At 64.0% G+C, this 22,012-nt stretch carries 23 protein-coding genes; 17 read left to right on the top strand and 6 right to left on the bottom strand.

What is annotated here, in order from left to right; genetic code table 11:
* The first annotated feature begins 3 nt into the window (after nt 1-3).
* Together EA798_RS02260 and EA798_RS02265 are read left to right on the top strand one after the other, a co-directional pair.
* Complete coding sequence (locus EA798_RS02260; protein ID WP_165362463.1) at nt 4-714, top strand: LrgB family protein; 711 nt, start codon at nt 4-6, stop codon at nt 712-714.
* A gap of 10 nt (nt 715-724) precedes the next feature.
* On the top strand, nt 725-1,309 hold the full coding sequence (locus EA798_RS02265) for an LON peptidase substrate-binding domain-containing protein (RefSeq protein WP_122097910.1): 585 nt from the start codon (nt 725-727) through the stop codon (nt 1,307-1,309).
* 33 nt (nt 1,310-1,342) lie between these two features.
* Here EA798_RS02265 and EA798_RS02270 read toward each other — a convergent pair whose 3' ends face one another.
* On the bottom strand, nt 1,343-2,662 hold the full coding sequence (locus EA798_RS02270) for a bifunctional DedA family/phosphatase PAP2 family protein (RefSeq protein WP_122097911.1): 1,320 nt from the start codon (nt 2,660-2,662) through the stop codon (nt 1,343-1,345).
* A 217-nt stretch (nt 2,663-2,879) separates the two neighbouring features.
* Here EA798_RS02270 and EA798_RS02275 point away from each other — a divergent pair, with 217 nt between their 5' ends.
* The 13 genes from EA798_RS02275 (at nt 2,880) to EA798_RS02335 (ending at nt 14,418) form a co-directional block, all read left to right on the top strand.
* The gene (locus EA798_RS02275; protein WP_122097912.1) at nt 2,880-4,145 is read left to right on the top strand and encodes a glutamate-5-semialdehyde dehydrogenase; all 1,266 of its coding nucleotides are present in this window, start codon (nt 2,880-2,882) and stop codon (nt 4,143-4,145) included.
* Nucleotides 4,145-4,804, top strand: coding sequence for a nicotinate-nucleotide adenylyltransferase (nadD, locus tag EA798_RS02280; RefSeq protein WP_106157463.1), 660 nt, complete (start codon nt 4,145-4,147; stop codon nt 4,802-4,804). The genes EA798_RS02275 and nadD overlap by 1 nt, the downstream gene beginning before the upstream one ends.
* A 15-nt stretch (nt 4,805-4,819) precedes the next feature.
* Nucleotides 4,820-5,179, top strand: coding sequence for a ribosome silencing factor (gene rsfS, locus EA798_RS02285; RefSeq protein WP_106157464.1), 360 nt, complete (start codon nt 4,820-4,822; stop codon nt 5,177-5,179).
* Nucleotides 5,180-5,182: 3 nt separating this feature from the next.
* The gene (rlmH, locus tag EA798_RS02290) at nt 5,183-5,650 is read left to right on the top strand and encodes a 23S rRNA (pseudouridine(1915)-N(3))-methyltransferase RlmH (RefSeq protein WP_122097913.1); all 468 of its coding nucleotides are present in this window, start codon (nt 5,183-5,185) and stop codon (nt 5,648-5,650) included.
* Nucleotides 5,651-5,659: 9 nt separating this feature from the next.
* Nucleotides 5,660-7,549 (top strand): penicillin-binding protein 2, encoded by a 1,890-nt coding sequence (mrdA, locus tag EA798_RS02295; protein ID WP_106157466.1) that lies wholly within the window; start codon nt 5,660-5,662, stop codon nt 7,547-7,549.
* 38 nt (nt 7,550-7,587) lie between these two features.
* Nucleotides 7,588-8,691 (top strand): rod shape-determining protein RodA, encoded by a 1,104-nt coding sequence (gene rodA / locus EA798_RS02300; protein ID WP_204156853.1) that lies wholly within the window; start codon nt 7,588-7,590, stop codon nt 8,689-8,691.
* A gap of 47 nt (nt 8,692-8,738) precedes the next feature.
* Nucleotides 8,739-9,716, top strand: a complete 978-nt coding sequence (gene mltB / locus EA798_RS02305) for a lytic murein transglycosylase B (RefSeq protein WP_122097914.1) — start codon at nt 8,739-8,741, stop codon at nt 9,714-9,716.
* Nucleotides 9,713-10,705: a septal ring lytic transglycosylase RlpA family protein gene (locus tag EA798_RS02310; RefSeq protein ID WP_122097915.1), complete on the top strand. Its 993-nt coding sequence runs from the start codon at nt 9,713-9,715 to the stop codon at nt 10,703-10,705. The genes mltB and EA798_RS02310 overlap by 4 nt, the downstream gene beginning before the upstream one ends.
* A 47-nt stretch (nt 10,706-10,752) precedes the next feature.
* Nucleotides 10,753-11,910, top strand: coding sequence for a D-alanyl-D-alanine carboxypeptidase family protein (locus EA798_RS02315; protein ID WP_106157470.1), 1,158 nt, complete (start codon nt 10,753-10,755; stop codon nt 11,908-11,910).
* A 66-nt stretch (nt 11,911-11,976) separates the two neighbouring features.
* Complete coding sequence (locus EA798_RS02320) at nt 11,977-12,258, top strand: DUF493 domain-containing protein (RefSeq protein WP_122097916.1); 282 nt, start codon at nt 11,977-11,979, stop codon at nt 12,256-12,258.
* On the top strand, nt 12,258-12,914 hold the full coding sequence (gene lipB / locus EA798_RS02325) for a lipoyl(octanoyl) transferase LipB (protein WP_122097917.1): 657 nt from the start codon (nt 12,258-12,260) through the stop codon (nt 12,912-12,914). Before EA798_RS02320 ends, lipB begins: the two co-directional genes overlap by 1 nt.
* Entirely contained in the window at nt 12,907-13,884 is a 978-nt protein-coding gene (gene lipA, locus EA798_RS02330) for a lipoyl synthase (RefSeq protein ID WP_106157472.1), read from the top strand. Before lipB ends, lipA begins: the two co-directional genes overlap by 8 nt.
* Nucleotides 13,885-14,073: 189 nt before the next feature.
* Nucleotides 14,074-14,418, top strand: coding sequence for a hypothetical protein (locus EA798_RS02335; protein WP_015275510.1), 345 nt, complete (start codon nt 14,074-14,076; stop codon nt 14,416-14,418).
* Between the two features lie 86 nt (nt 14,419-14,504).
* Here EA798_RS02335 and EA798_RS02340 read toward each other — a convergent pair whose 3' ends face one another.
* From EA798_RS02340 to leuS, 5 genes are all read right to left on the bottom strand, one after another.
* Nucleotides 14,505-15,803, bottom strand: a complete 1,299-nt coding sequence (locus EA798_RS02340; protein ID WP_122097918.1) for a lytic murein transglycosylase — start codon at nt 15,801-15,803, stop codon at nt 14,505-14,507.
* A gap of 62 nt (nt 15,804-15,865) precedes the next feature.
* Nucleotides 15,866-16,024, bottom strand: coding sequence for an alternative ribosome rescue factor ArfA (arfA, locus tag EA798_RS02345; protein WP_038656507.1), 159 nt, complete (start codon nt 16,022-16,024; stop codon nt 15,866-15,868).
* Between the two features lie 93 nt (nt 16,025-16,117).
* The gene (holA, locus tag EA798_RS02350) at nt 16,118-17,146 is read right to left on the bottom strand and encodes a DNA polymerase III subunit delta (RefSeq protein ID WP_122097919.1); all 1,029 of its coding nucleotides are present in this window, start codon (nt 17,144-17,146) and stop codon (nt 16,118-16,120) included.
* Between the two features lie 37 nt (nt 17,147-17,183).
* Entirely contained in the window at nt 17,184-17,789 is a 606-nt protein-coding gene (locus EA798_RS02355) for an LPS-assembly lipoprotein LptE (RefSeq protein ID WP_122097920.1), read from the bottom strand.
* A 43-nt stretch (nt 17,790-17,832) separates the two neighbouring features.
* Nucleotides 17,833-20,439 (bottom strand): leucine--tRNA ligase, encoded by a 2,607-nt coding sequence (leuS, locus tag EA798_RS02360; RefSeq protein ID WP_122097921.1) that lies wholly within the window; start codon nt 20,437-20,439, stop codon nt 17,833-17,835.
* A gap of 263 nt (nt 20,440-20,702) precedes the next feature.
* Here leuS and EA798_RS02365 point away from each other — a divergent pair, with 263 nt between their 5' ends.
* Together EA798_RS02365 and EA798_RS02370 are read left to right on the top strand one after the other, a co-directional pair.
* Nucleotides 20,703-21,152 (top strand): TFIIB-type zinc ribbon-containing protein, encoded by a 450-nt coding sequence (locus EA798_RS02365; RefSeq protein ID WP_106157477.1) that lies wholly within the window; start codon nt 20,703-20,705, stop codon nt 21,150-21,152.
* Between the two features lie 66 nt (nt 21,153-21,218).
* Nucleotides 21,219-21,992 (top strand): YdcF family protein, encoded by a 774-nt coding sequence (locus tag EA798_RS02370; RefSeq protein WP_106157478.1) that lies wholly within the window; start codon nt 21,219-21,221, stop codon nt 21,990-21,992.
* The last annotated feature ends 20 nt before the right edge of the window (nt 21,993-22,012 follow it).

Below are 22,012 nucleotides of genomic sequence, written 5' to 3' on the forward strand. Positions count from 1 at the left end.
GAGTTGAACTGGTATGCCGCCTGGCAGGCGCTGATCCATCATCCGCTGTTCGGTGTGGCTATTACCCTGGCTGTCTTCCAGCTGGCGTATGCGGCGTATGAGAAGACCCGCTGGGTATTCCTGCAGCCGGTTCTAGTGTCGATGACGCTGATCGTCGGCATCCTCCTGCTATGTGGTATCGACTATGACGAATACCGCATCAGTGCGCAGTGGCTGACGCTGCTGCTGGGCCCGGCCACCGTTGCGCTGGCCGTGCCGCTGTACCTGAACCTGCGGCGGATTCGCGAGCTGTTCGGGCCGATCGTGATCACCCTGCTGGTTGCTGGTGTGTTCGCCACTGCGCTCGGCATGGCGCTGGCCTGGGCGTTTGGTGCCGATCGGATGATCCTGATGACCCTGGCGCCCAAGTCCGTCACTTCGCCGATTGCCATGCTGGTGGCCGAGCAGATCGGCGGCGTGGTGGCGCTGGCTGCGGTATTCGTGATGATCACTGGCGTGCTCGGTGCGATTCTCGGTCCGGAACTGTTGCGCCGCTTTGGCGTTCAGCATCCTGCAGCCCGTGGCATTGCGCTCGGGCTGACTGCCCACGCCGTGGGCACCGCGCAGGCGCTGCAGGAAGGCGACGAATGCGGTGCCTTCGCGGCGCTGGCCATGAGCCTGATGGGGGTGATGACCGCGGTGCTGCTGCCGCTGGTGGTAGCCCTGTTGCTGTGATGGAGTCCGCATGAGATTGCCGTTGTTTCCGCTGGATACCGTGCTGTTTCCCGGTTGCGTTCTCGACCTGCAGATTTTCGAGGCGCGCTATCTCGACATGGTGAGTCGGTGCCTCAAGGCCGGGCATGGCTTTGGTGTAGTGCATATCCTCGCCGGCGGCGAGGTGGGCGCCGCGCCGACATCCTTTGCCCGGGTGGGTTGCGAGGCGCTGATTCGTGACTGGCAGCAGCTGCCCAACGGCCTGCTGGGCATTCGCGTGGAGGGTGGAAGGCGATTCGACGTCCAGTCATCCGAGGTGCTGCGCGACCAGCTGACGGTTGCCGAGGTGGCCTGGCGCAGTGCCCCCGATCCGCAGCCGCTGGCCGAGCACCACGCCGACCTGATCGTGCTGCTCGCGGCGCTCGGCCAACATCCGATGGTGAAAACCCTTGGTCTGGGTGGCGCGGTGAGCGATCAGGCCGCCCTGGCCAGTCAGCTGGCCTATCTGCTGCCGTTCGAGGCTCGACAGAAGATCGAGCTGCTCGGGCTCGACGAGCCCGAGCAGCAGCTCGAGCAGATTCAGAGTCTGCTGGAGCTGCTGCAGGATGGGGCCTAGTTCGGCGCACCCGGAACTCGCGAGTTCGGGGCTCTACTGATACCGGTACATCTGCATCGCCGTCGGCAGCGCCCAGACGCTGAATGCGCCGAGCAGCCCCAGGCACGCCGGCAGGATCAGCCACCAGACCTTGGGTGCCATCGCGCTTAGCGGGCTGCGCCACTGCAGCAGCGTCAAGCTGGCTGCGCAGATGCTCGCGGCGAGCAGCGCGCCAGCGGTGACATCCGTGGTCCAGTGCACGCCCAGATAGACCCTCGAGAGTGCGATCGCCGTTGCGGGCAGGCTAGCCAGCACCAGCCAGGCGAGTCGCAGGCGCGGTGGCTGGCCACGGCCAGCGAGCACTCCGAGGGTCAGAAAGAAGGCGAACGCCGCTGAGCTGTGTCCGCTGGGAAAGCTGTAGCTGCTCAGCGGCTCCATCAGCACTTCGGGGCGGACCCGGGCAAAGCTGGCCTTCAGTGCGCCGTTGGCGACTGCCGTTCCGAGCAATGTGCAAATGGCGAACAGCGCAGCGCGCCACTGGCGTGCGGTCAGCAGCAGCACGCAGAGCAATACCGCGGCCCACAACTGGGTGTGGAAGTCTCCGGCGCGGGTGATCACCACCATGATGCGGTCGAAGGTGGCGCTGCGTTCACCCTGGATTACCGCCAGCAGGCCCTCGTCGAGCTCCTTCAGGTACGGCCAGCCGAAAAACAGCCCGAGAAGGATGGCGACGCTCAGCCCGGCCGACACCGCACTGACCCAGCGCAACTGCCGCAGGCTGCCGAAGGCTGTCGCGCCAATCAGGATCAGCAGGGCGCCGACGACTACAGCCGCCTCGCTCCAGAAACCGTCTTGCAGTGGCAGGCGCATCGCTGCTCCGGCGCTCCAGCCAGGCAGCAGGTATGCCATCGACCAGCCGGCGGCAGCGCACAGGCTGACCAGCAGGAAGCGCCCGAATGGCATGTCGAGCATGCCGGCCGTCATCGGCAGCATAGGCCGCAGCGGGCCGATGAAGCGGCCCACCAGCAGGCTGGCGACGCCGTATCGCTGAAAATAATGCTCCGCGCGCAACAGCCATTCCGGATGATCGCGCAGACCGCGCAAGCTGCGAATGCCCTGGTGATAGCGCCGCCCGAGTGCATAGGACAGCAGGTCACCGATGAGCCCGCCGATAAATCCGAGCAGCAGCGTCTGCCCCAGGGTCAGTACGCCGCTGCCGGCCAGCACGGCGATGGCGAAGACCATGACCGTGCCTGGAATGATCAGCCCGACCACTGCCAGGCATTCCATGCAGGCGACGATGACCAGTGCCAGTCCCAGCCATTGCGGATTGGCCGCCAGCCATTGGGTGAGGGTGTCGAGCCATTGGCCCATGGGTAATTCCTTGCGTCGTGAACGCCTTTCGACCCGATGATAGGGCGGTGGGTTTCCTCCCGCGAGGATACTGCGCCATGCTGGCGGCCGAGCAGTGTTGCCCCGCGCGGACAGGGGCTGTATGGCATTCGAGCGCCTTTCGCCCGGCGCTGCTGTGCGTAGGCCTCCGGGGTAGCTATAATCAGCCGCTTTCCCTTCAGTCAGGCCAGCTAGATCCATGACCGAGTCCGTACTCGATTACATGACCCGCCTGGGCCGCGCCGCGCGCGAGGCCTCGCGGGTGCTCGCGCGCGCCAGCACGGCGCAGAAGAACCGCGCCCTGCAGGCTGCCGCCGCCGCACTCGATGCGGCTCGCGACGAGCTGGTGGCCGCCAATGAGCTGGACCTGGCGGGTGGGCGTGCCAATGGTCTGGACGCCGCCATGCTCGATCGTCTGGCGCTGACGCCCAAGGTGATCGACGGCATGATCGAAGGGTTGCGTCAGGTCGCCACCTTGCCGGATCCGATCGGCGCGATCCGCGACATGCGTTACATGCCCTCCGGCATCCAGGTCGGCAAGATGCGTGTGCCGCTGGGCGTGGTCGGAATCATCTACGAATCGCGGCCCAACGTGACCATCGACGCCGCCAGCCTGTGCCTGAAGTCCGGCAACGCGACCATCCTGCGTGGTGGCTCCGAGGCGATCCATTCGAACCAGGCGATCGCCCGCTGCATCCAGCTCGGCCTCGCCGAAGCCGGCTTGCCGGCTGCTGCCGTGCAGGTCGTGGACACCACCGACCGTGCGGCGGTGGGCGCGCTGATCGGCATGCCGGAGTTCGTCGATGTGATCGTGCCGCGCGGCGGCAAGGGCCTGATCGAGCGTATCAGCCGCGACGCCCGGGTGCCGGTGATCAAGCATCTGGACGGCATCTGTCATGTCTATATCGACGTGGCAGCAGACGTCGGCAAGGCCATCCGCATCGCCGACAACGCCAAGACCCAGCGCTTTGCACCGTGCAACACCATGGAGACGCTGCTGGTGCATCCGGGCATCGCCGAGCAGGTGCTGCCGCCGCTTGCCGCGATCTACCGCGACAAGGGCGTCGAGCTGCGCGGCTGCCCGCGCACGCGCACCCTGCTTGGTGGCGATGTGCTTGAGGCCAGCGAAGAGGACTGGTCCACCGAGTACAACGCGCCAATCCTGTCGATCCGCATCGTCGACTCGCTGGATGCGGCTATCGAGCACATCAATCGCTACGGTTCGCAGCATACCGATGCGATCGTCACCGAGAACTTCACCGACGCCCGGCGCTTCCTCACCGAGGTAGATTCGGCGTCGGTGATGATCAATGCCTCGACGCGGTTCGCCGACGGCTTCGAGTACGGCCTGGGCGCCGAGATCGGCATCTCCACCGACAAGCTGCACGCTCGCGGTCCGGTCGGCCTCGAGGGGCTGACCAGCGAGAAGTACGTGGTCTTCGGCGACGGCCACGTTCGTACCTGATGAGCCAAGGCAGCAGCGCCCGGCGCATCGGTATCCTCGGCGGCACCTTCGATCCGGTACACATCGGTCACTTGCGCGGTGCGCTGGAAGTGGCCGAGATGTTCGGTCTCGACGAGCTGCGGCTGATACCCAATGCGCGGCCGCCGCACCGTGATACCCCCAATTGCTCGGCGCAGGATCGCCTGGCGATGGTCCGCCTGGCGGTGCAGGATCTGCCGCCGCTGTGCGTGGACGCGCGCGAGCTGGAGCGGGAGAAACCGTCCTACACCATCGACACGCTGATATCGCTGCGCGCCGAACTGGACGAGCAGGACCAGCTGTTGCTGGTGGTGGGCTGGGATGCCTTCTGCGGGCTGCCTACCTGGCATCGCTGGGAGGAACTGCTCGACTACTGCCATATCCTTGTCCTGCAGCGGCCGGATGCCGGCAGCGAGGCGCCGCAGGAACTGCGCGATCTGCTTGCAGCGCGCAGCGTGTCCGACCCCCAGGCGCTTTGTGGGGGTAGTGGACAGATTGCTTTCGTCTGGCAGACACCGTTGGAGGTGTCCGCCACACAGATTCGCCAATTGCTGGCCAGTGGCAAGTCGGTCCGATTCCTGGTTCCCGATGCCGTACTGGCTTATATCAACGCGCACGGACTGTACCGGGCGTCGAACTGAGGTTGTTTTCACGTTATGCAAACTGAAGAGTTGGTCCAGCTGGCGATTGCCGCCCTGGAAGATCTGAAAGGCCAGGACATCACCACCATCGATGTGCGCGGCAAGACCAGCGTCACCGATTACATGATCATCGCCAGCGGCAGCTCCAGCCGCCACGTCAAGTCGCTCGTCGAGAACGTGCTGGAGAAGGTCAAGGAGCAGGGCGTTCGCCCTCTAGGCAGCGAAGGGCTCGAGGGCGGCGAGTGGGCACTGCTCGACCTGGACGATGTGGTCGTCCATGTGATGCAGGTGCCGACCCGCCAGTTCTACGACCTGGAACGTCTGTGGCAGGGCGCCGAACAGAGCCGCGCGCAGCATACTCACGACTCGGAATGATCCGTGCGTATCAAGCTGATTGCGGTCGGCTCCAAGATGCCGCGTTGGGTCGAGGACGGTTGGCAGGAGTATGCCAAGCGTCTGCCGTCCGAACTGCCGCTTGAGCTGCACGAAATCCCGCTCAACACCCGCGGCAAGAACGCGGATGTGGCGCGGTTGATTCGCCAGGAAGGCGAGGCCATGCTGGGCAAGGTCCAGCCGGGCGAGCGCATTGTCACGCTCGAGGTGCACGGCAAGCCGTGGAGCACCGAGCAGCTGGCTGCCGAGATCGAGCGCTGGCGACTCGATGCGCGCAACGTCAATCTCATGGTTGGCGGTCCGGAAGGGCTCGCGCCCGAGGTCTGCGCGCGCAGCGAACAGCGCTGGTCGCTGTCACCGCTGACCCTGCCGCATCCGCTGGTGCGAATCCTGATCGGCGAACAGATCTACCGCGCCTGGACGCTGCTGTCCGGTCATCCTTACCACAAGTAGTTCGCGAAGATGCCGCAACCGATTCAGCTCAAGGATCACGAGAAGGACGCCGTACTGGTGCGCCGTCGCGTCATCGTGGGCCTTGCAGTCGTGCTGCTGCTGATCGGCGTGCTGGTGGCGCGGATGTACTACTTGCAGGTGGTGCAGTTCGAACATCATTCGACGCTATCGGAGAACAATCGCGTCCACGTGCAGCCGATTCCACCCAACCGCGGATTGATCTTCGACCGGCAGGGGCGCGTGATCGCCGACAACCGGCCTAGCTTCAGCCTGACGGTTACCCGCGAGCGTGCCGGGGACTGGAAGACCGTGCTCGATGCGGTGGTCGAGGTGCTCGAGCTCGGCGAGGAAGAGCGAGGCCTGTTCGAGAAGCGCGTGCTCCAGGGACGCCGGCCATTCGAACCGGTGCCGATCATGTACGAGCTGTCGGAAGAGCAGATCGCGCGCATCGCGGTTAACCAGTTCCGCCTGCCCGGCGTCGAGGTGGCGGCGCAGTTGGTCCGGCATTACCCGCAGGGCGCGCACTTCGCCCACTCGGTGGGCTACGTCGGGCGAATCAACGAGCAGGAGGTCAAGCAGCTCGATCCGGTCAACTACGCCGGTACGCACCACATCGGCAAGACCGGCATCGAGAAGTTCTACGAGGATGAACTGCACGGCCAGGTCGGCTACGAGGAAGTCGAGACCAACGCGCGCGGCCGCGTGCTGCGTGTGCTCAAGCGAACCGATCCGATCCCGGGCAAGGACATCACCCTGTCGCTGGATCTTGATCTGCAGGAAGCCGCCGAGGAGGCGCTGGGCGGCCGCCGCGGCGCGATCGTCGCGCTGCTGCCGGATACCGGTGAAGTGGTGGCAATGGTCAGCCAGCCGAGCTTCAACCCCAACCTGTTCGTCACCGGTATCAGCTTCAAGGACTACGGCGAGCTGCGTGACTCCATCGATCGGCCGCTCTACAACCGCGTGCTGCGTGGACTGTACCCGCCGGGTTCGACGATCAAGCCGATGATGGCCGTCGCCGGACTCGACGCCGGGGTAGTCACGCCGACCACCCGGGTTTTCGATCCGGGCTTCTTCCAGCTGCCCAACGTGCAGCACAAGTATCGCAACTGGAACCGCAGTGGCGACGGCTGGGTGGATCTGGACCTCGCCATCGCCCGTTCCAATGACACGTACTTCTATGACATGGCCCACAAGCTGGGCGTCGATCGCATGCATGACTACATGACCCGTTTTGGCCTGGGTCAGCGCGTCTCGCTGGACATGCACGAGGAGACCGCCGGGCTGATGCCGTCGCGGGACTGGAAGCGGGCGCGCTACCGCCAGCCGTGGTACCCCGGCGAAACCGTCATCCTCGGTATCGGCCAGGGCTACATGCAGGCCACGCCTTTGCAGCTGGCCCAGGCCACTGCGCTTATGGCGACCCGCGGCAAATGGATCCGCCCGCACCTTGCGCGCAGCATCGGTGGCGAGCCGCCGGTGGATCCCGATCCGCTGCCGGACATCCAGCTGCGCGATCCGCGTCACTGGGAGCATGCCATCCACGGCATGGAGCAGGTGCTGCATGGCGCCCGCGGCACGGCGCGCAAGGTCGGTGACACCTCGGTCTATCGCATCGCCGGCAAGAGCGGTACCGCGCAGGTCGTCGCCATCCGCCAGGGTGAGAAATACGACAGTGCCAAGCTGGCTGAGCGCCATCGCGACCACGCCCTGTTTGTCGCCTTTGCCCCGGTACATGACCCCAAGATTGCGGTGGCGGTGATGGTCGAGAACGGTGAGTCCGGTTCCGGCGTCGCTGCGCCAGTGGCCAAGCAGGTCATGGATGCCTGGCTGCTGGACGACGAGGGCAAGCTCAAGCCCGAATTCGCCCCGCCGCTGACTGCCGAAGGGAAAAAGCCATGAGCGGCAACTTCGACCGCACCCTGTCGCGTGACGACGTCCTGCGCCGGCGCGCCAGTCTGCTGCAGCGCCTGCATATCGATGGGCTTCTGCTGGTGCTGCTGCTGGTGCTGGCGGCCGGCAGCCTGTTCATTCTCTATTCGGCCAGCGGCAAGAACTGGGACCTGGTCATCAAGCAGGCCACCTCCTTCGGCCTCGGCCTCGGTGCCATGCTGGTGATCGCGCAGCTCGAGCCACGTTTCATGGCGCGCTGGGTGCCGCTGGGTTACCTCGGCGTGGTTGCGTTGCTGGTGGCGGTGGAAGTGGTGGGTCACACGGCGATGGGGGCCACGCGATGGATCAACATTCCCGGGGTGATCCGCTTCCAGCCGTCGGAGTTCATGAAGATCATCATGCCGATGACCATCGCCTGGTATCTGTCTTCACGCAGCCTGCCGCCGAGCATCAAGCACACCGCGATCAGCCTGGCGATGATCCTGATTCCCTTCGTGCTGATCCTCAAGCAGCCGGATCTTGGCACCGCGCTGTTGATTCTCGCCTCCGGCGCGTTCGTGCTGTTCATTGGCGGGCTGCGCTGGCGCTGGATCATCAGTGCGGTGGCGGCCGTGGTGCCCATCGCCGTGGCGATGTGGTACTTCGTGTTGCGCGATTACCAGAAACAGCGCGTGCTGACTTTCCTCGATCCAGAGAGCGATCCGCTCGGTACCGGCTGGAACATCATCCAGTCGAAGGCGGCGATCGGTTCGGGTGGGGTGTTTGGCAAAGGCTGGTTGGCTGGCACGCAGTCGCATCTGGATTTTTTGCCGGAAAGCCACACTGACTTTATCATCGCCGTGCTCGCCGAAGAGTTCGGTCTGGTTGGGGTCTGCCTGCTCCTGCTGGTGTATATCCTGCTGATCACCCGCGGGCTGGTGATCACCGTGCAGGCGCAGACATTGTTCGGAAAACTGCTGGCCGGTGCGTTGACGATGACCTTCTTTGTTTACGTTTTCGTCAATATCGGTATGGTCAGTGGGCTGCTGCCGGTTGTGGGGGTGCCTCTGCCCTTCATAAGCTACGGTGGAACTTCATTGGTGACCCTGTTGTCAGGGTTCGGGGTTTTGATGTCGATCCACACCCATCGCAAGTGGATCGCACAGGTTTGATGAGAGTGAATTTGTTGACTTCATTACGGCGTGGCTGGGTGGCACGGATGCTGGGGGGCGTGGGCTTGGCCGGCGCTGTGCTGGGAAGTCTTCCGCTGCAGGCCGCGGACTACACCGGCCCCAACGTGGACGAGTTCATCGCGGAAATGACCCGCGATTACGGGTTCGCCGGCGAGCAGCTGCGTGACCTGTTCAAACAGGCCGAACGCAAGCAGGCCATTCTCGACGCCATCTCGCGGCCGGCGGAGCGGGTCAAGCCGTGGAAGGAATACCGGCCGATCTTCCTTACCGATTCGCGCATCGCCCAAGGGGTGGATTTCTGGCGCGAGAACGAAGCGGCGCTGGCTCGTGCGGAAACCGAGTACGGGGTGCCGGCCGAGATCATCGTGGCGATCATCGGTGTCGAAACCTTTTATGGTCGCAACACGGGTAGCCATCGAGTGATCGATGCGCTGTCCACCTTGGGCTTTGACTATCCGCCGCGGCAGCCTTTCTTCCGTCAGCAGCTCAAGGAGTTCCTGCTGTTGACCCGTGAAGAGCAGGTCGACCCGCTGACCCTCAAGGGCTCCTACGCCGGGGCCATGGGACTGCCGCAATTCATGCCGAGCAGCTTCCGCGCCTATGCCGTCGACTTCGATGCCGACGGCCGCATTGATATCTGGAACAACCCCACCGATGCCATCGGTAGTGCGGCAAGCTACTTCAAGCAGCACGGCTGGACTGCCGGCGGGCCCGTCGTGGCTCGTGCAAAAGTGTCCGGCAAGCGCTTCGAGGAAGGTCTCACCGTCGGCCTGGAGTCGCAGAAGAACGCCGGCGAGATGCGCAGCCTGGGTTGGCAGTTCGACAAGTCCGTAGCCGATGACACCGCAGTAACCGCGTTCCGCCTGGAAGGTGCAGAGGGTGACGAGTACTGGCTGGGCCTGCCGAATTTCTACGTCATCACCCGCTATAACCGCAGCGTCATGTATGCCATGGCCGTGCATCAGCTGTCACAGTTGCTGGCCGAAGCGCGAGGCGAACAATGAGTGCTATCTGGACAAGGCTTGTAGCGCTGGGCGTGACTGGCGTGCTATTGGCGAGTTGTTCGTCGACCCCCGCGCCCAGCAGCCCGCCGAGCAAGAGCGCCGGGACCAGCGGCCCAGGCGATTACGCGCGGCCACACAAGGACGGCGCGCCCTGGTGGGATGTGGATGTTTCGCAGATCCAGGATGCGGTACCGATGCCGCATTACGGTCCGTACAAGGCCAACCCTTACACCGTGCTGGGCAAGACGTATTTCCCGATCAGTGACGGTCGGCGTTACTCCGCTACCGGGACCGCCTCCTGGTACGGCACCAAGTTTCACGGACAGCCCACCGCCAATGGCGAAAAGTACGACCTCTACGGCATGAGCGCGGCGCACAAGACCCTGCCATTGCCCACCTACGTCAAGGTCACCAATCTGGATAACGGACGTACCGTGACGTTGCGCGTCAACGACCGAGGTCCGTTCTACTCCGATCGCATCATCGATCTGTCTTTCGCGGCGGCGAAAAAGCTCGGCTTTGCCGAAAGCGGTACGGCGCGGGTCAAGGTCGAAGGGATCGACCCGGAGCAATGGTGGGCGCAGCAGGGGCGGCCGGTACCTGGCATGATGGCGCAGCCGCAGATGGCGGCTGCCAAGCCCGCAAGCAGCATTGCCCAGCCGATCGAGCAGTACACGCCACCACCCCAGCAACACGCTGCGGCCACGGTACCGCTTGAAATCGACGCAAAAAAAAACGCTTCGCCCGCAGCCTCTGGCCTGTTTCTCCAGGTTGGCGCCTTCGCCAATCCGGATGCAGCGCAGTTGCTGAAGGACAAGCTGAGCGGCGTGGTGTCTGCTCCGGTGTTCATCAGCTCGGTGGTACACAACCAGCAGACCCTGCATCGGGTGCGACTGGGACCCATCGACACGCCGGATGAGGCGATGCAGCTCGAGCAGAGCGTACGCCTGGCCAATCTTGGACAGCCGCGACGTGTCGCCGCCGACTGACCATTTGCAAACCTTGCCTGTTTTACCTGACCAACCTTGAGATTCGGATGAACATCACCAGCCTCGTGCAACGCTTCATAGTCCTCACTCTGCTGGCGGTCGCTCCGACCGTCTGGGCGGCCCAGATCCTGCCGTCGGCTCCGCAGCTGGCGGCCAAGTCCTACCTGCTGATGGACGCAGCCAGCGGCGAGGTGCTGGTCGAGCACAATGGTGACGAACGCCTGCCGCCCGCCAGCCTGACCAAGTTGATGACTGCCTACATCGCCACCCTGGAAATCCAGAAGGGCCAGATCAGTGACAACGACATGGTCACCGTGAGTGAGAAAGCCTGGCGTACCGGTGGCTCGCGTATGTTCATCCAGGTCAATACGCAGGTTTCGGTGGACGACCTGCTGCACGGCATCATCATTCAGTCGGGCAACGACGCCAGCGTGGCCATGGCCGAGCACATCGCCGGCAGCGAAGAAGCGTTCGCCGATCTGATGAACAGCGCGGCCCAGCGTCTGGGCATGACCAATACCCATTTCATGAATGCCACCGGCCTGCCGGACCCGGATCACTACTCCTCGGCAAGCGATATGGCCAAGCTGGCCCGGGCGATCATCTATGAAGATCCGGCGCACTACGCCATCTATGCGCAGAAAGAGTTCTTCTGGAACAACATCAAGCAGCCGAACCGCAACCTGCTGTTGTGGCGCGACAAGACCGTCGATGGCCTGAAAACAGGCCATACCGAAGAAGCCGGCTACTGCCTGGTGGCCTCCGCAGTGCGCGACAACATGCGTCTGATCTCGGTGGTGTTCGGCACCGACAGCGAGCAGGCCCGTGCAGCAGAGACCCAGAAACTGCTGACCTATGGCTTCCGCTTCTTCGAGACCCGCACCTTCTACCAGAAAGGCACTGAGCTGGCCCAGGCGCAGGTCTGGAAAGGCCAGCAGGACAAGCTGAAGGCGGGTCTGGCACAGGATCTGACCATGACCCTGCCGCGTGGCCAGGTAGAAAAACTGCAGGCTGTGATGAGCTTCAACGGCACACTCACCGCGCCGATCCAGCAGGGCGATGTGATCGGCAAGGTCGAGGTCAAGCTGGACGACAAGGTGGTACGCAGCACTGACCTGGTGGCGCTGGAGACCATCGAAGAGGGTGGGCTGTTCCGTCGCTTTTGGGATAGCATTCGCCTCTTCTTCTACAGCCTGTTCAACTGACCACGCTCCAGTGCGCCCTGGCTGATCCCGCCGCGGCGCACCTGCGGATCACGAGTCCGTTACGCCATGACCGATAATCAAGATGTTGCTGCACCCAAGATCGACTTCCCTTGCGAGCGCTACCCGATCAAGGTGATCGGCGACGCCGGCGAAGGGTTTCGGGAGGTTGTGATCGAAGTCATCCAGCGCCACGCGCCGGATTTCGACGAGACCACCTTAGTCACCCGTGACAGTCGCAACGGGCGCTTTCTTTCGCTGCAGGTACTGATCACCGCCACCGGCGTCGAGCAGCTGCAGGCCATCCATGTCGACCTGCGGGCCACCGGCCGTGTTCACATGGTGCTGTGATGACCCACGAAGTGGGTGTGCGTGAGCTCGGTCTGATCGAATACCGGTCTGCCTGGCAGGCCATGCAGCAGTTCACCAATACACGCGATGCGGACAGCGACGACGAAATCTGGCTGCTGCAGCATCCGCCTGTGTTTACCCAGGGGCAGGCCGGAAAGGCCGAACACCTGCTGTTTCCGGGCGATATCCCGGTGGTACAGGTGGACCGTGGCGGGCAGGTCACCTATCACGGCCCCGGCCAGTTGGTTGGCTATCTGTTGCTCGATGTCCGTCGCCTCGGAATCGGCGTGCGCGAACTGGTAAGCCGCATCGAGCGCAGCCTGATCGATCTGCTTGGGGAGTACGGCGTCGAGGCGACAGCCAAACCGGATGCTCCCGGTGTTTACGTCAATGGCGCGAAGATCGCGTCGTTGGGCCTGCGCATTCGCAACGGCCGATCCTTCCACGGCCTGGCGCTGAACGTGGATATGGATCTCGAACCTTTCCGGCGCATCAATCCCTGCGGTTATGCAGGGTTGCCCATGACCCAGATACGTGACTTGATCGGACCGATCGACATCTGCCAAGTGGCCGATAGACTGCGCGAGCAACTGGTCCGGCAGCTCGGATACGCGCAACAGAAGACCCTCGCGGGCGGAATCGAAGCATATGAGTAGTGTAGAAACAGCAGGCAAGCGCCCAGCCAAGGTTGAAGCCGGCGTCAAGCTGCGCGGTGCCGAGAAGGTTGCGCGAATTCCGGTGAAGATCATCCCCACCGATGAGCTGCCGAAGAAGCCGGACTGGATTCGCGTGCGCATCCCGGTTTCCCCGGAGGTCGACCAGATCAAGCAGACCCTGCGCAAACACAAGCTGCACAGCGTCTGCGAGGAGGCCTCCTGCCCGAACCTGGGCGAGTGCTTCTCCAGCGGGACGGCGACCTTCATGATCATGGGCGACATCTGCACGCGGCGCTGCCCGTTCTGCGACGTCGGCCATGGTCGGCCGAATGCGCTGGACCCGGATGAGCCGAAGAACCTGGCCCAGGCCATCGCCGACATGCGCCTGAAGTACGTGGTGATCACCTCGGTCGACCGCGACGACCTGCGTGACGGCGGCGCGCAGCATTTTGCCGATTGCCTGCGCGAGATTCGCAAGCTGTCGCCATCGATCCAGCTGGAAACGCTGGTCCCTGACTATCGCGGCCGCATGGATATCGCACTGGACATCACCGCCAGCGAGCCGCCGGATGTGTTCAACCACAACCTGGAAACCGTGCCGCGGCTGTACAAGTCGTCACGCCCGGGCTCGGATTTCGAGTGGTCGCTGGATCTGCTGGAGAAGTTCAAGCAGCGCGTTCCGGGCGTACCGACCAAATCCGGGCTGATGCTCGGGCTGGGCGAAACCGACGAAGAGGTCATCGAGGTCATGCACCGCATGCGCGAGCACGACATCGACATGCTCACGCTCGGCCAGTATCTGCAGCCGTCGCGCAACCACCTGCCGGTGCAGCGCTTCGTGCATCCCGATACCTTCGCCTGGTTTGCCGAAGAGGGCATGAAGATGGGCTTCAAGAACATTGCTTCAGGCCCGCTGGTACGCTCTTCGTACCACGCCGATCAGCAGGCCCATGGGGCCAAGAACGACTGATCTGGACAGCCGTTACAAGGAAACCGCGGAGGTCATCAGTGACTCCGCGGTTTTTTTCTGCCCGCGCGCTTACATCTCTCCTGCGTGCAAGCGAAGCGTTGGCAAGAAAATTGCGGCATTACGCCGCATTAGACTTTCGTCTATAGTGGCGTTCGTTTACACCATGAGGCCAACCGAGGGCCACAGCAGATGAACGAACCCCAGTTAAAGAACCTCCTTGACGATCTGGATGCCGCGAAGGTCGAGTGCGATGCAATGAGTCGCCTGGTCGTGACGCGACTGGCCAAGCAGCACATTCCATACCGAGCGATGTTGGGGCAGGTCGAGCTGGACGGAAAGGTGGTATCGCCGCACTTCTGGGTCGAAACCGATGGCTGTGTGATCGACTACCGTGCTCGCCAGCGTCTCGGCGGCGACCAGCGCGTACCCCATGGCGTCGTGCCGCGTGAGGCAGTGCAAGCGCATTACCAGGGGCAGCAGGTGGTCATCGATCCGTTGCCGGATTACCTCTATGAGGTGGCCATCAAGCATTGATGGTAACCACGGCTCTCGCCTGTAGATGAAAGCAAAAGCCCCGGCATGACCGGGGCTTTTTCGTCGCTATCTGTTGAGTTTGGCGATCAGGGTTGGGCGCGTAGACGGCCGAGCAGTTCCTGGGTGGGGTGACCGTCTGCAGGCCAGCCCAGGCGTTGCTGGAAGCCGCGGATGGCCTTGCGGGTATTGGCGCCGATGATGCCATCCGGTGTGCCTGGGTCGAAGCCCTGAGCGACGAGGCGTTCCTGCAGTTCCAGGCGTTCGGAGCGACTGAGCGGCTGTTCGCCGCGTGGCCAGCTGCCGGCAACCTGTCCCTTGCCTTGGAAATTCTCTGCCAGCAGGCCGATCGCCAGCGCATAGGCCGAAGAATTGTTGTAGCGCAGGATGGCGCGGAAGTTATCCATGATGAGGAATGCCGGGCCGCGGTGACCGGCTGGCAGCAGCAGGCTGGCGTTGGCTTCGTCCTGGCCTCTTGGCAGGCCATGAAGGCCAAGGCGGCGCCATTCGGCAAGCGGCTTGCGGATCTCGTTGTCGGCCAGGGCGTAGTCGAAGCCTTTCGGCAACTGCACCTCGAATCCCCAGGGTTGTCCCTGTTTCCAGCCGGACGCCTGCAGGTAGTGCGCTGCCGAAGCCAGGGCATCGGCGGAGCTGTTCCAGATGTCGCGCTTGCCGTCGCCGTCAAAATCCACGGCGTGGGTGTTGTAGGTGGTCGGAATGAACTGCGTCTGTCCCATGGCGCCGGCCCAGGAACCGCGCATGCGCTGTGGCGCAACATCGCCATGCTGGAGGATTTCCAGTGCGGCGATCAGCTGGCTCTTGGCGAAGGCCGGACGGCGGCCTTCATGGGCAAGCGTCGCCAGCGAGCGTATGACCGACTTGTCGCCCATGATCTGGCCGAAGCTGCTCTCCAGGCCCCAGACGGCGACCAGGGTTTCGCGATCGACGCCGTAGCGCGCCTCGATCTTGTCCAGCGTGGCGGCATGCTCGCTGAGCAGGCGCTGGCCGCTGCGCACGCGCTGAGGGGAGATGGCACCTTCCAGGTACTGCCATACGGGGCGAGTGAATTCGGGCTGGCTACGATCGGCGGCGATGACGGCAGGGTCGGGTTCGACGCCGGCAAACGCCTGATCGAAGGTCTTGGCGGAAATGCCTGCCGCCAGGGCCTCGCTACGGAACTGGTCGCGCCACTGGCTGAAGCTCAGATGCGGACTTTCGGGGACCAGGTCGACCGCGGCGGTGTCGCTATGCGCACTGGTTGAGGGTGAGGCGGTACTGACCAGAGTGGACTGCGCAAGGGGTTCGGCTGCACAGGCAACGACCAGGCTCATCGCCGAAGCGGCAACCAGGGTACGTAGCAGCAGAACGGGAACGAAGGTGTGATACATGCACCACTCTCGAAACGTGTCGTCGGCCGCAGACATTATCACGCTTTGGCGGTGTTGGGTTTTCAGGCTGCCAGAAGGACCGAAGCCTCCCAGTTGGTGGACTGGGAGGCTTCGCGACGGTAGCTGCCTTTGCCTTTTTTCGGCGTTTCCTGGCGTTGGCGGAACAGGGGTTGCGCGACCAGGCGTTTGGCCTTGTTCGGCCGTTTCTTGCGTGTGCTCATCGGATTTCCCTCGTAGTGGCCCACTGTCGGGCGAGGGCATCATAGGCCTTGTACAAAAATTGTCCAGTGCGGGCGGGCGACGCGTTCTGGCAGCTAGGCGCCGATGCGACGGCCGCTCAGCTGCAGGCAGATATCGGCCAGCCCGATCCACGGATCGCCGGGCGCCTGGCCCTTGATCTGCTCGTCGATGCGTTGCGCATCCATCAGCAATCGGCTCCAGCCGGCCACGTTGTGCCGTTGCAGTGCCTTGGAAACGAGCGGGCGGCGCTTGTCCCATACCGGTGGGCGGGCCTGGCTGAAGGCGCGGTCGAGTGGAATACCCTGGGCGTACTGCTGAGCAATATTGGCCAGCAAGCGCAGTTCGCGCGCCAGCGCCCAGAGGATCACCGGCGCTTCGACCCCTTCGCCGCGCAGTCCTTCCAGCATGTGCAGGGCGTGAGCAGCCTGACCATGCAGGGTGGCGTCGATCAGGCCGAAGACATCGTAGCGGGCGCTGTCGGCGACTGCTGCTTGCACGGTGTCCGCGGTGACCTGCCCGGCTTCGGCAAGCAATTTGAGCTTCTCGATTTCCTGTGCCGCAGCCAACAGATTGCCTTCAACCCGGGCAGCGATCAGTTCGACCGCTTCCTGATCGGCGGACAGGCCCGCCTGGGCCAGGCGCTGGCGAATCCATTGCGGCAACTGCGCGGCATCTACCGGCCAGATCTGCAGGAATTGCACGTCCTTGCCGTCGATCAGCGCTTTCGCCCATTTGGTCTTCTGGGTACTGCCGTCGAGTTTGGGCAGGCTGATCAGCAGTACGGTGTCCTCGGCCGGGCGCGCCAGGTAGTCCAGCAGCGCCGCGGCGCCCTTGTCCCCGGGCTTGCCGTTGGGAATGCGCAACTCGAGCAGGCGTTTTTCCGCAAACAGCGACAGGCTGGCGCCTGCCTCGATCAGCTGGCCCCAGTCGAAGCCGGTTTCCACATGAAAGACCTGACGCTCGCTGAAACCCTGTGCGCGTGTCGCGGCGCGGATCGCATCGTAGGCTTCCTGGCACAACAGGTGCTCATCGCCACAGACGACGTAAACCGGCGCCAGCGGGCCTTGCAGGTGTTTGCCGAGCTGAGCGGGAGAAAGCTTCATGATGCGAAGACGGGGGCCTTGAGGCCCCCGTTACCGGTTACTGGATGGGCAGCTGGATGGGTGACTGTTGCGGCTGTGCATCCTGGGCGCGTCGGGCGGCTTCCATGGCTTCAGCCTCGGCGCGCGCCTTGGCTTCGGCTTCCTGCTGCAGGCGATCGAGCTGTGACGGCGTGATGCGCTGGATGCGCAGGGCCAGTTGTTGCAGCAGCTCGCGGCGCATTTCCTGACGCAGCTGATCGCCTTCCTGGGACGAGCCGATCAGGTTGTTGCTGTCGTGCACGTAGACCTTCTGCACTTCGATGCTGTCTTCGAGCAGCAGCAGATTCTGCGGGCCGCGGAATTCGTAGGCGAGCGTGCTGGTCAGCTCGTACTCGGCGCTGCGTGCCGAGCTGGTGTAGCTCGCGGTGCGCTGGCGGGTCTGCTCGTTGGCCAGGTTGAGGCTGTACTTGGCAGCCGGAGTGACGCGTACGCCGTTGCTCTTGAGCAGGTCTTCGAGCTGCTGCACCGTTTCGCCGTAGCTGTTACGCGCTTGCAGGTTGACTTCCTTGAGGCCGAACTCGACATCGCCGGTGCCGCGCAGCTGGAAGCCGCAGGCGCTCAGCAGCAGCGTCAGGCCCAGCACCATCAGGTTCCGTGTGTTCATCTTGTTATCCCCTTGCAGGCCCGGCGCATGCGCCGGGGCCGAATCAGTTAGCGACGATATTGACCAGTTTGCCCGGCACCACGATGACCTTGCGGATGGCCAGGCCTTCGGTGAAGCGCAGCACGTTCTCGTTGCCACGGGCGGCGGCCTCGACTTCCTCGCGAGTGGCGGCGGCCGGTACTTCGATCTGACCGCGCAGCTTGCCGTTGACCTGCACCACCAGGGTCAGGCTGTCCTGCACCAGGGCGGATTCGTCGACCTTCGGCCATGAGGCATCGATGATCGCGCCCTGCTTGCCGAGTTGCTGCCAGAGTTCGTGAGAAATATGCGGCGTGATCGGCGCGAGCAGCAGGGCGACGGTTTCCAGACCTTCCTGCAGCAGCGCGCGGTCCTGTGCGTCGGCGGTCGGGGCCTTTTCCAGCACGTTCATCAGCGTCATCACCTGGGCAATGGCGGTGTTGAATTTGTGGTGCTGGCCGACATCGACACTGGCCTGTCTGATCGCAAGGTGAATCGCCCGGCGCACGGCCTTCTGCTCGTCGTTCAGGCCGGCGGTGTCCAGCGCGCCTGCGACGCCTGCGCTGACATGTGCATGTGCCAGACGCCAGACCCGGCGCAGGAAGCGGCTCGCGCCCTCGACGCCGGAGTCGGACCACTCCAGGCTCATGTCCGGCGGCGAGGCGAACATCATGAACAGGCGGCAGGTGTCGGCGCCATAGGCATCGATCATGGCCTGCGGGTCGACGCCGTTGTTCTTCGACTTGGACATCTTCTCGGTGCCGCCGATTTCCACCGGCAGACCATCGCTGGCGAGTTTGGCGCCGATGACCTTGGCCTTGGCATCACGCTCGACGACGACATCGGCCGGGTTGAACCAGTCCTTGCCGCCGTTTTCCAGGGTGCGGTAATAGGTATCGGCCACGACCATGCCCTGGGTCAGCAGGTTCTTGAACGGCTCGTTCGAGCTGACCAGCCCCTCGTCGCGCATCAGCTTGTGGAAGAAGCGTGCATAGAGCAGGTGCAGGATGGCGTGCTCGATGCCGCCGATGTACTGATCCACCGGTAGCCAGTGGTTGGCGGCAGCCGGGTCGACCATGCCCTGATCGTAGTGGGGGCTGGCATAGCGGGCGAAGTACCAGGACGACTCGACGAAGGTGTCCATGGTGTCGGTTTCACGCTTGGCCGGCGCGCCGCACTTCGGGCAGCTGCATTCGTAGAATTCTGGCATGCGCGCCAGCGGGCTGCCGGCGCCGTCCGGCACCACGTCTTCCGGCAGCACGACCGGCAACTGGTCTTCCGGCACGGGGACGTCGCCACAGCTGTCGCAATGGATGATCGGGATCGGGCAGCCCCAGTAACGCTGGCGGCTGATGCCCCAGTCGCGCAGGCGGAACTGGGTGCGCGCCTGGCCGAGGCCCTTCTTCTGCAACGCCACTTCGATGGCGTCGAAGGCACCCTCGAAATCCAGGCCGTCGAAGACGCCTGAATTGATCAGCTCGCCGTGCTCGCCGTAGGCGTCCTGCCAGGGCGCCGGGGTCTGGTCGCCGGCACTGGTGCGTACCACCGGCTTGATCGGCAGGCCGTACTTGCTGGCGAATTCGAAGTCGCGCTCGTCGTGCGCCGGAACGGCCATCACCGCGCCTTCGCCGTAGTTCATCAGCACGTAGTTGGCGACCCACACCGGCAGCAGCTCGCCGGTCAGCGGATGCTGCACGCGCAGGGAGGTGGCGAGGCCTTTCTTCTCCTGAGTGGCGATGTCGGCTTCGGCGACGCCGCCGCGCTTGCATTCGTCGATGAAGGCCTGCAGCTCGGGGTTGTTCTGTGCGGCCAGGGTCGCCAGCGGGTGTTCGGCGGCCACCGCCACGTAGGTGGCGCCCATCAGCGTATCGGGGCGGGTGGTGAAGACCTTCATCTGCCCTTCGCTGCCGATGCTGGCGACGTCGTAGGGGAAGCTGATCTCCATGCCACGCGACTTGCCGATCCAGTTGCGCTGCATGGTCTTGACCTGTTCCGGCCAGCCATCCAGCTCGTCCAGACTCTCCAGCAGCTCATCCGCGTAGGCGGTGATCTTGAAGTAGTACATCGGGATTTCGCGCTTCTCGATCAGCGCGCCCGAGCGCCAGCCGCGGCCGTCGATGACCTGCTCGTTGGCCAGCACGGTCTGGTCGACCGGATCCCAGTTGACGGTGCCGTTCTTGCGGTAGATCACGCCCTTTTCGTACAGGCGGGTGAACAGCCACTGCTCCCAGCGGTAGTAGTCGGGCTTGCAGGTGGTGACTTCACGCGTCCAGTCGACCGCCAGGCCCAGGCTCTTCAGCTGGGCTTTCATGTAGGCGATGTTCTCGTAGGTCCACTTGGCCGGCGCCACCTGATTCTTCATCGCGGCGTTTTCTGCCGGCATGCCGAAGGCGTCCCAGCCCATGGGCTGCAGCACGTTCTTGCCCTGCATGCGCTGATAGCGGGCGATCACGTCACCGATGGTGTAGTTGCGCACGTGCCCCATGTGCAGCTTGCCGCTGGGGTAGGGGAACATCGACAGGCAATAGAAGGTGTCCTTGCCGGGCTGTTCGCTCACTTCAAAGGATTTCTGCGAATCCCAATGGGACTGCGCGGCGGCTTCGATTTCGCGGGGCTGATACTGTTCGTGCATGGCTACTGGCGTTGGGATGGGGGCTGGCTCTCCGCAAATATGCTGGCGCAGGCTCGTCTGGCAGGTCCGGCGGAACTGGCGCAAACGCGGCCCTGCGGGTTGCGGGCGGAGGCATGGAAGCGCCGTAGCATACATGACCCCCCGCGGCCTAGGGAAACCCGATTTGCCGTATCCGGCAGGGGTTCCGTCCGTCGCACGCGGCTTCACTGAGTCAGGCTGAGCTACGCTTGATCCAGGGGCGGGATGAATGCGAGGTGAGTTTGATGAACAGAGAGCCGCAGTCGGAGGACAGCAGTCTTTATGCGCGGGTATTGCAGCGGCTGAGTTCGGCGTTGCAGGAGGCGGAGCGGGGTACGGCAGGCGAAGCTGGTGTGGGTGACCTGGAAGTCCGGGGTCTGACACCGGCCGAATTCGAGCTGATCCGTGCCTACCTACAGCGCGATTCGCAATGGCTTTCGGGCTGGCATGCAGCCGCGGAAGAACAGGCCCATCTGAGCCGCCAGGCGTTGCGCCCCACGGTGCGCGGCGGTAGCCGGCAGCGACATGCCATACGCCCCAAACATGCACCCCTGCACCTGCAGCAGACCCTGAGCTGCGCGCTGTGCAATGCCGAAGTGAGCTGGCCGGACGGCGCCGGCCCCGCTGCGTGCCCGGCTTGTGGCTCGCAGTTGCTGCGAGCGCGACAACGTCTGCATACCTATCCGAGACACTGAGCCAGGCTTGCGCCGACAAAAGCGCTGACAGCCGCTAGAGTGTTGGCCTTTTGCCGGAGAGCTTGGATGCCGATTCGCTATTTCTTCAAGCAACTGCTGTTGCCACCAGGTGTGTTGCTGCTTTTGCTGCTGCTCGGGTGGTGGCTGCGTCGTCGTTCGCCGAGGCTGGCAGCATTGTGTTTCGTCACCGGGTTCGCCGGACTCTGGCTGATGAGTTTGCCTATCGTCGTGGAGTGGACGGCTCGTCTGGTCGAGAGCGAACCGGCGCTCGTCGAGGCGCAATGGTCGGGAGTGGCGGAGCAGGCGGGTGCCATTGTGGTGCTGGGCGCGGGGCGCGAGCAGAACGATCCGGCCTGGGGCGGCGATCAGCCCGGCTACACCGCACTGGAGCGCCTGCGCTATGCCGCACGGCTGGCCAAGGCCAGCGGGCTGCCGATTCTCACCAGTGGCGGCCTGCACTACGGGCAGCCGCCCAGCGAGGCGATGCTCGGTGCGGAGGTGTTGCAGCGTGACTTCGGCGTGGCCACGCGCTGGCTCGAGGAGCGCAGTCGCACCACCTGGGAAAACGCCCTGTTCAGCGCCGAGATGCTGCGCGCCGCCGGCGTCGAGCGGGTTGTGCTGGTCACCTCTGCCGCGCATATGCCGCGCTCGCGCTGGTGCTTCGAGCAGAACGGCATCGAGGTGATCGCGGCCCCCGTGGGCTTCATGGGCGGGCACAACGCGCGCCCGCTCGATGGCTGGCTGCCGGAATCCAAGGCGTTCTGGCAGAACGGCATGCTGCTCAACGAAGTGGTCGGGATGGCGGTCTATCCGCTGGTTTACCGCTCTGCGGCAGAGTGAGGCGACGACCTGATTCTTGC

Origin of the sequence: Pseudomonas songnenensis (assembly GCF_003696315.1) — a bacterium.
In the GTDB taxonomy this organism is placed as follows: Bacteria; Pseudomonadota; Gammaproteobacteria; order Pseudomonadales; family Pseudomonadaceae; genus Stutzerimonas; species Stutzerimonas songnenensis.

What these genes read in the sequence shown, in the direction of transcription:
- EA798_RS02355 (WP_122097920.1), bottom strand. Translation starts at nt 17,789, where the DNA reads ATGAACACACGGAACCTGATGGTGCTGGGCCTGACGCTGCTGCTGAGC.
- EA798_RS02270 (WP_122097911.1), bottom strand. Translation starts at nt 2,662, where the DNA reads ATGGGCCAATGGCTCGACACCCTCACCCAATGGCTGGCGGCCAATCCG.
- EA798_RS02265 (WP_122097910.1), top strand. Translation starts at nt 725, where the DNA reads ATGAGATTGCCGTTGTTTCCGCTGGATACCGTGCTGTTTCCCGGTTGC.
- mltB (WP_122097914.1), top strand. Translation starts at nt 8,739, where the DNA reads ATGCTGGGGGGCGTGGGCTTGGCCGGCGCTGTGCTGGGAAGTCTTCCG.
- EA798_RS02370 (WP_106157478.1), top strand. Translation starts at nt 21,219, where the DNA reads ATGCCGATTCGCTATTTCTTCAAGCAACTGCTGTTGCCACCAGGTGTG.
- lipB (WP_122097917.1), top strand. Translation starts at nt 12,258, where the DNA reads ATGACCCACGAAGTGGGTGTGCGTGAGCTCGGTCTGATCGAATACCGG.
- rsfS (WP_106157464.1), top strand. Translation starts at nt 4,820, where the DNA reads ATGCAAACTGAAGAGTTGGTCCAGCTGGCGATTGCCGCCCTGGAAGAT.
- EA798_RS02365 (WP_106157477.1), top strand. Translation starts at nt 20,703, where the DNA reads ATGAACAGAGAGCCGCAGTCGGAGGACAGCAGTCTTTATGCGCGGGTA.
- EA798_RS02320 (WP_122097916.1), top strand. Translation starts at nt 11,977, where the DNA reads ATGACCGATAATCAAGATGTTGCTGCACCCAAGATCGACTTCCCTTGC.
- EA798_RS02310 (WP_122097915.1), top strand. Translation starts at nt 9,713, where the DNA reads ATGAGTGCTATCTGGACAAGGCTTGTAGCGCTGGGCGTGACTGGCGTG.
- mrdA (WP_106157466.1), top strand. Translation starts at nt 5,660, where the DNA reads ATGCCGCAACCGATTCAGCTCAAGGATCACGAGAAGGACGCCGTACTG.
- nadD (WP_106157463.1), top strand. Translation starts at nt 4,145, where the DNA reads ATGAGCCAAGGCAGCAGCGCCCGGCGCATCGGTATCCTCGGCGGCACC.
- EA798_RS02315 (WP_106157470.1), top strand. Translation starts at nt 10,753, where the DNA reads ATGAACATCACCAGCCTCGTGCAACGCTTCATAGTCCTCACTCTGCTG.
- EA798_RS02340 (WP_122097918.1), bottom strand. Translation starts at nt 15,803, where the DNA reads ATGTATCACACCTTCGTTCCCGTTCTGCTGCTACGTACCCTGGTTGCC.
- EA798_RS02335 (WP_015275510.1), top strand. Translation starts at nt 14,074, where the DNA reads ATGAACGAACCCCAGTTAAAGAACCTCCTTGACGATCTGGATGCCGCG.
- holA (WP_122097919.1), bottom strand. Translation starts at nt 17,146, where the DNA reads ATGAAGCTTTCTCCCGCTCAGCTCGGCAAACACCTGCAAGGCCCGCTG.
- lipA (WP_106157472.1), top strand. Translation starts at nt 12,907, where the DNA reads ATGAGTAGTGTAGAAACAGCAGGCAAGCGCCCAGCCAAGGTTGAAGCC.
- EA798_RS02275 (WP_122097912.1), top strand. Translation starts at nt 2,880, where the DNA reads ATGACCGAGTCCGTACTCGATTACATGACCCGCCTGGGCCGCGCCGCG.
- leuS (WP_122097921.1), bottom strand. Translation starts at nt 20,439, where the DNA reads ATGCACGAACAGTATCAGCCCCGCGAAATCGAAGCCGCCGCGCAGTCC.
- arfA (WP_038656507.1), bottom strand. Translation starts at nt 16,024, where the DNA reads ATGAGCACACGCAAGAAACGGCCGAACAAGGCCAAACGCCTGGTCGCG.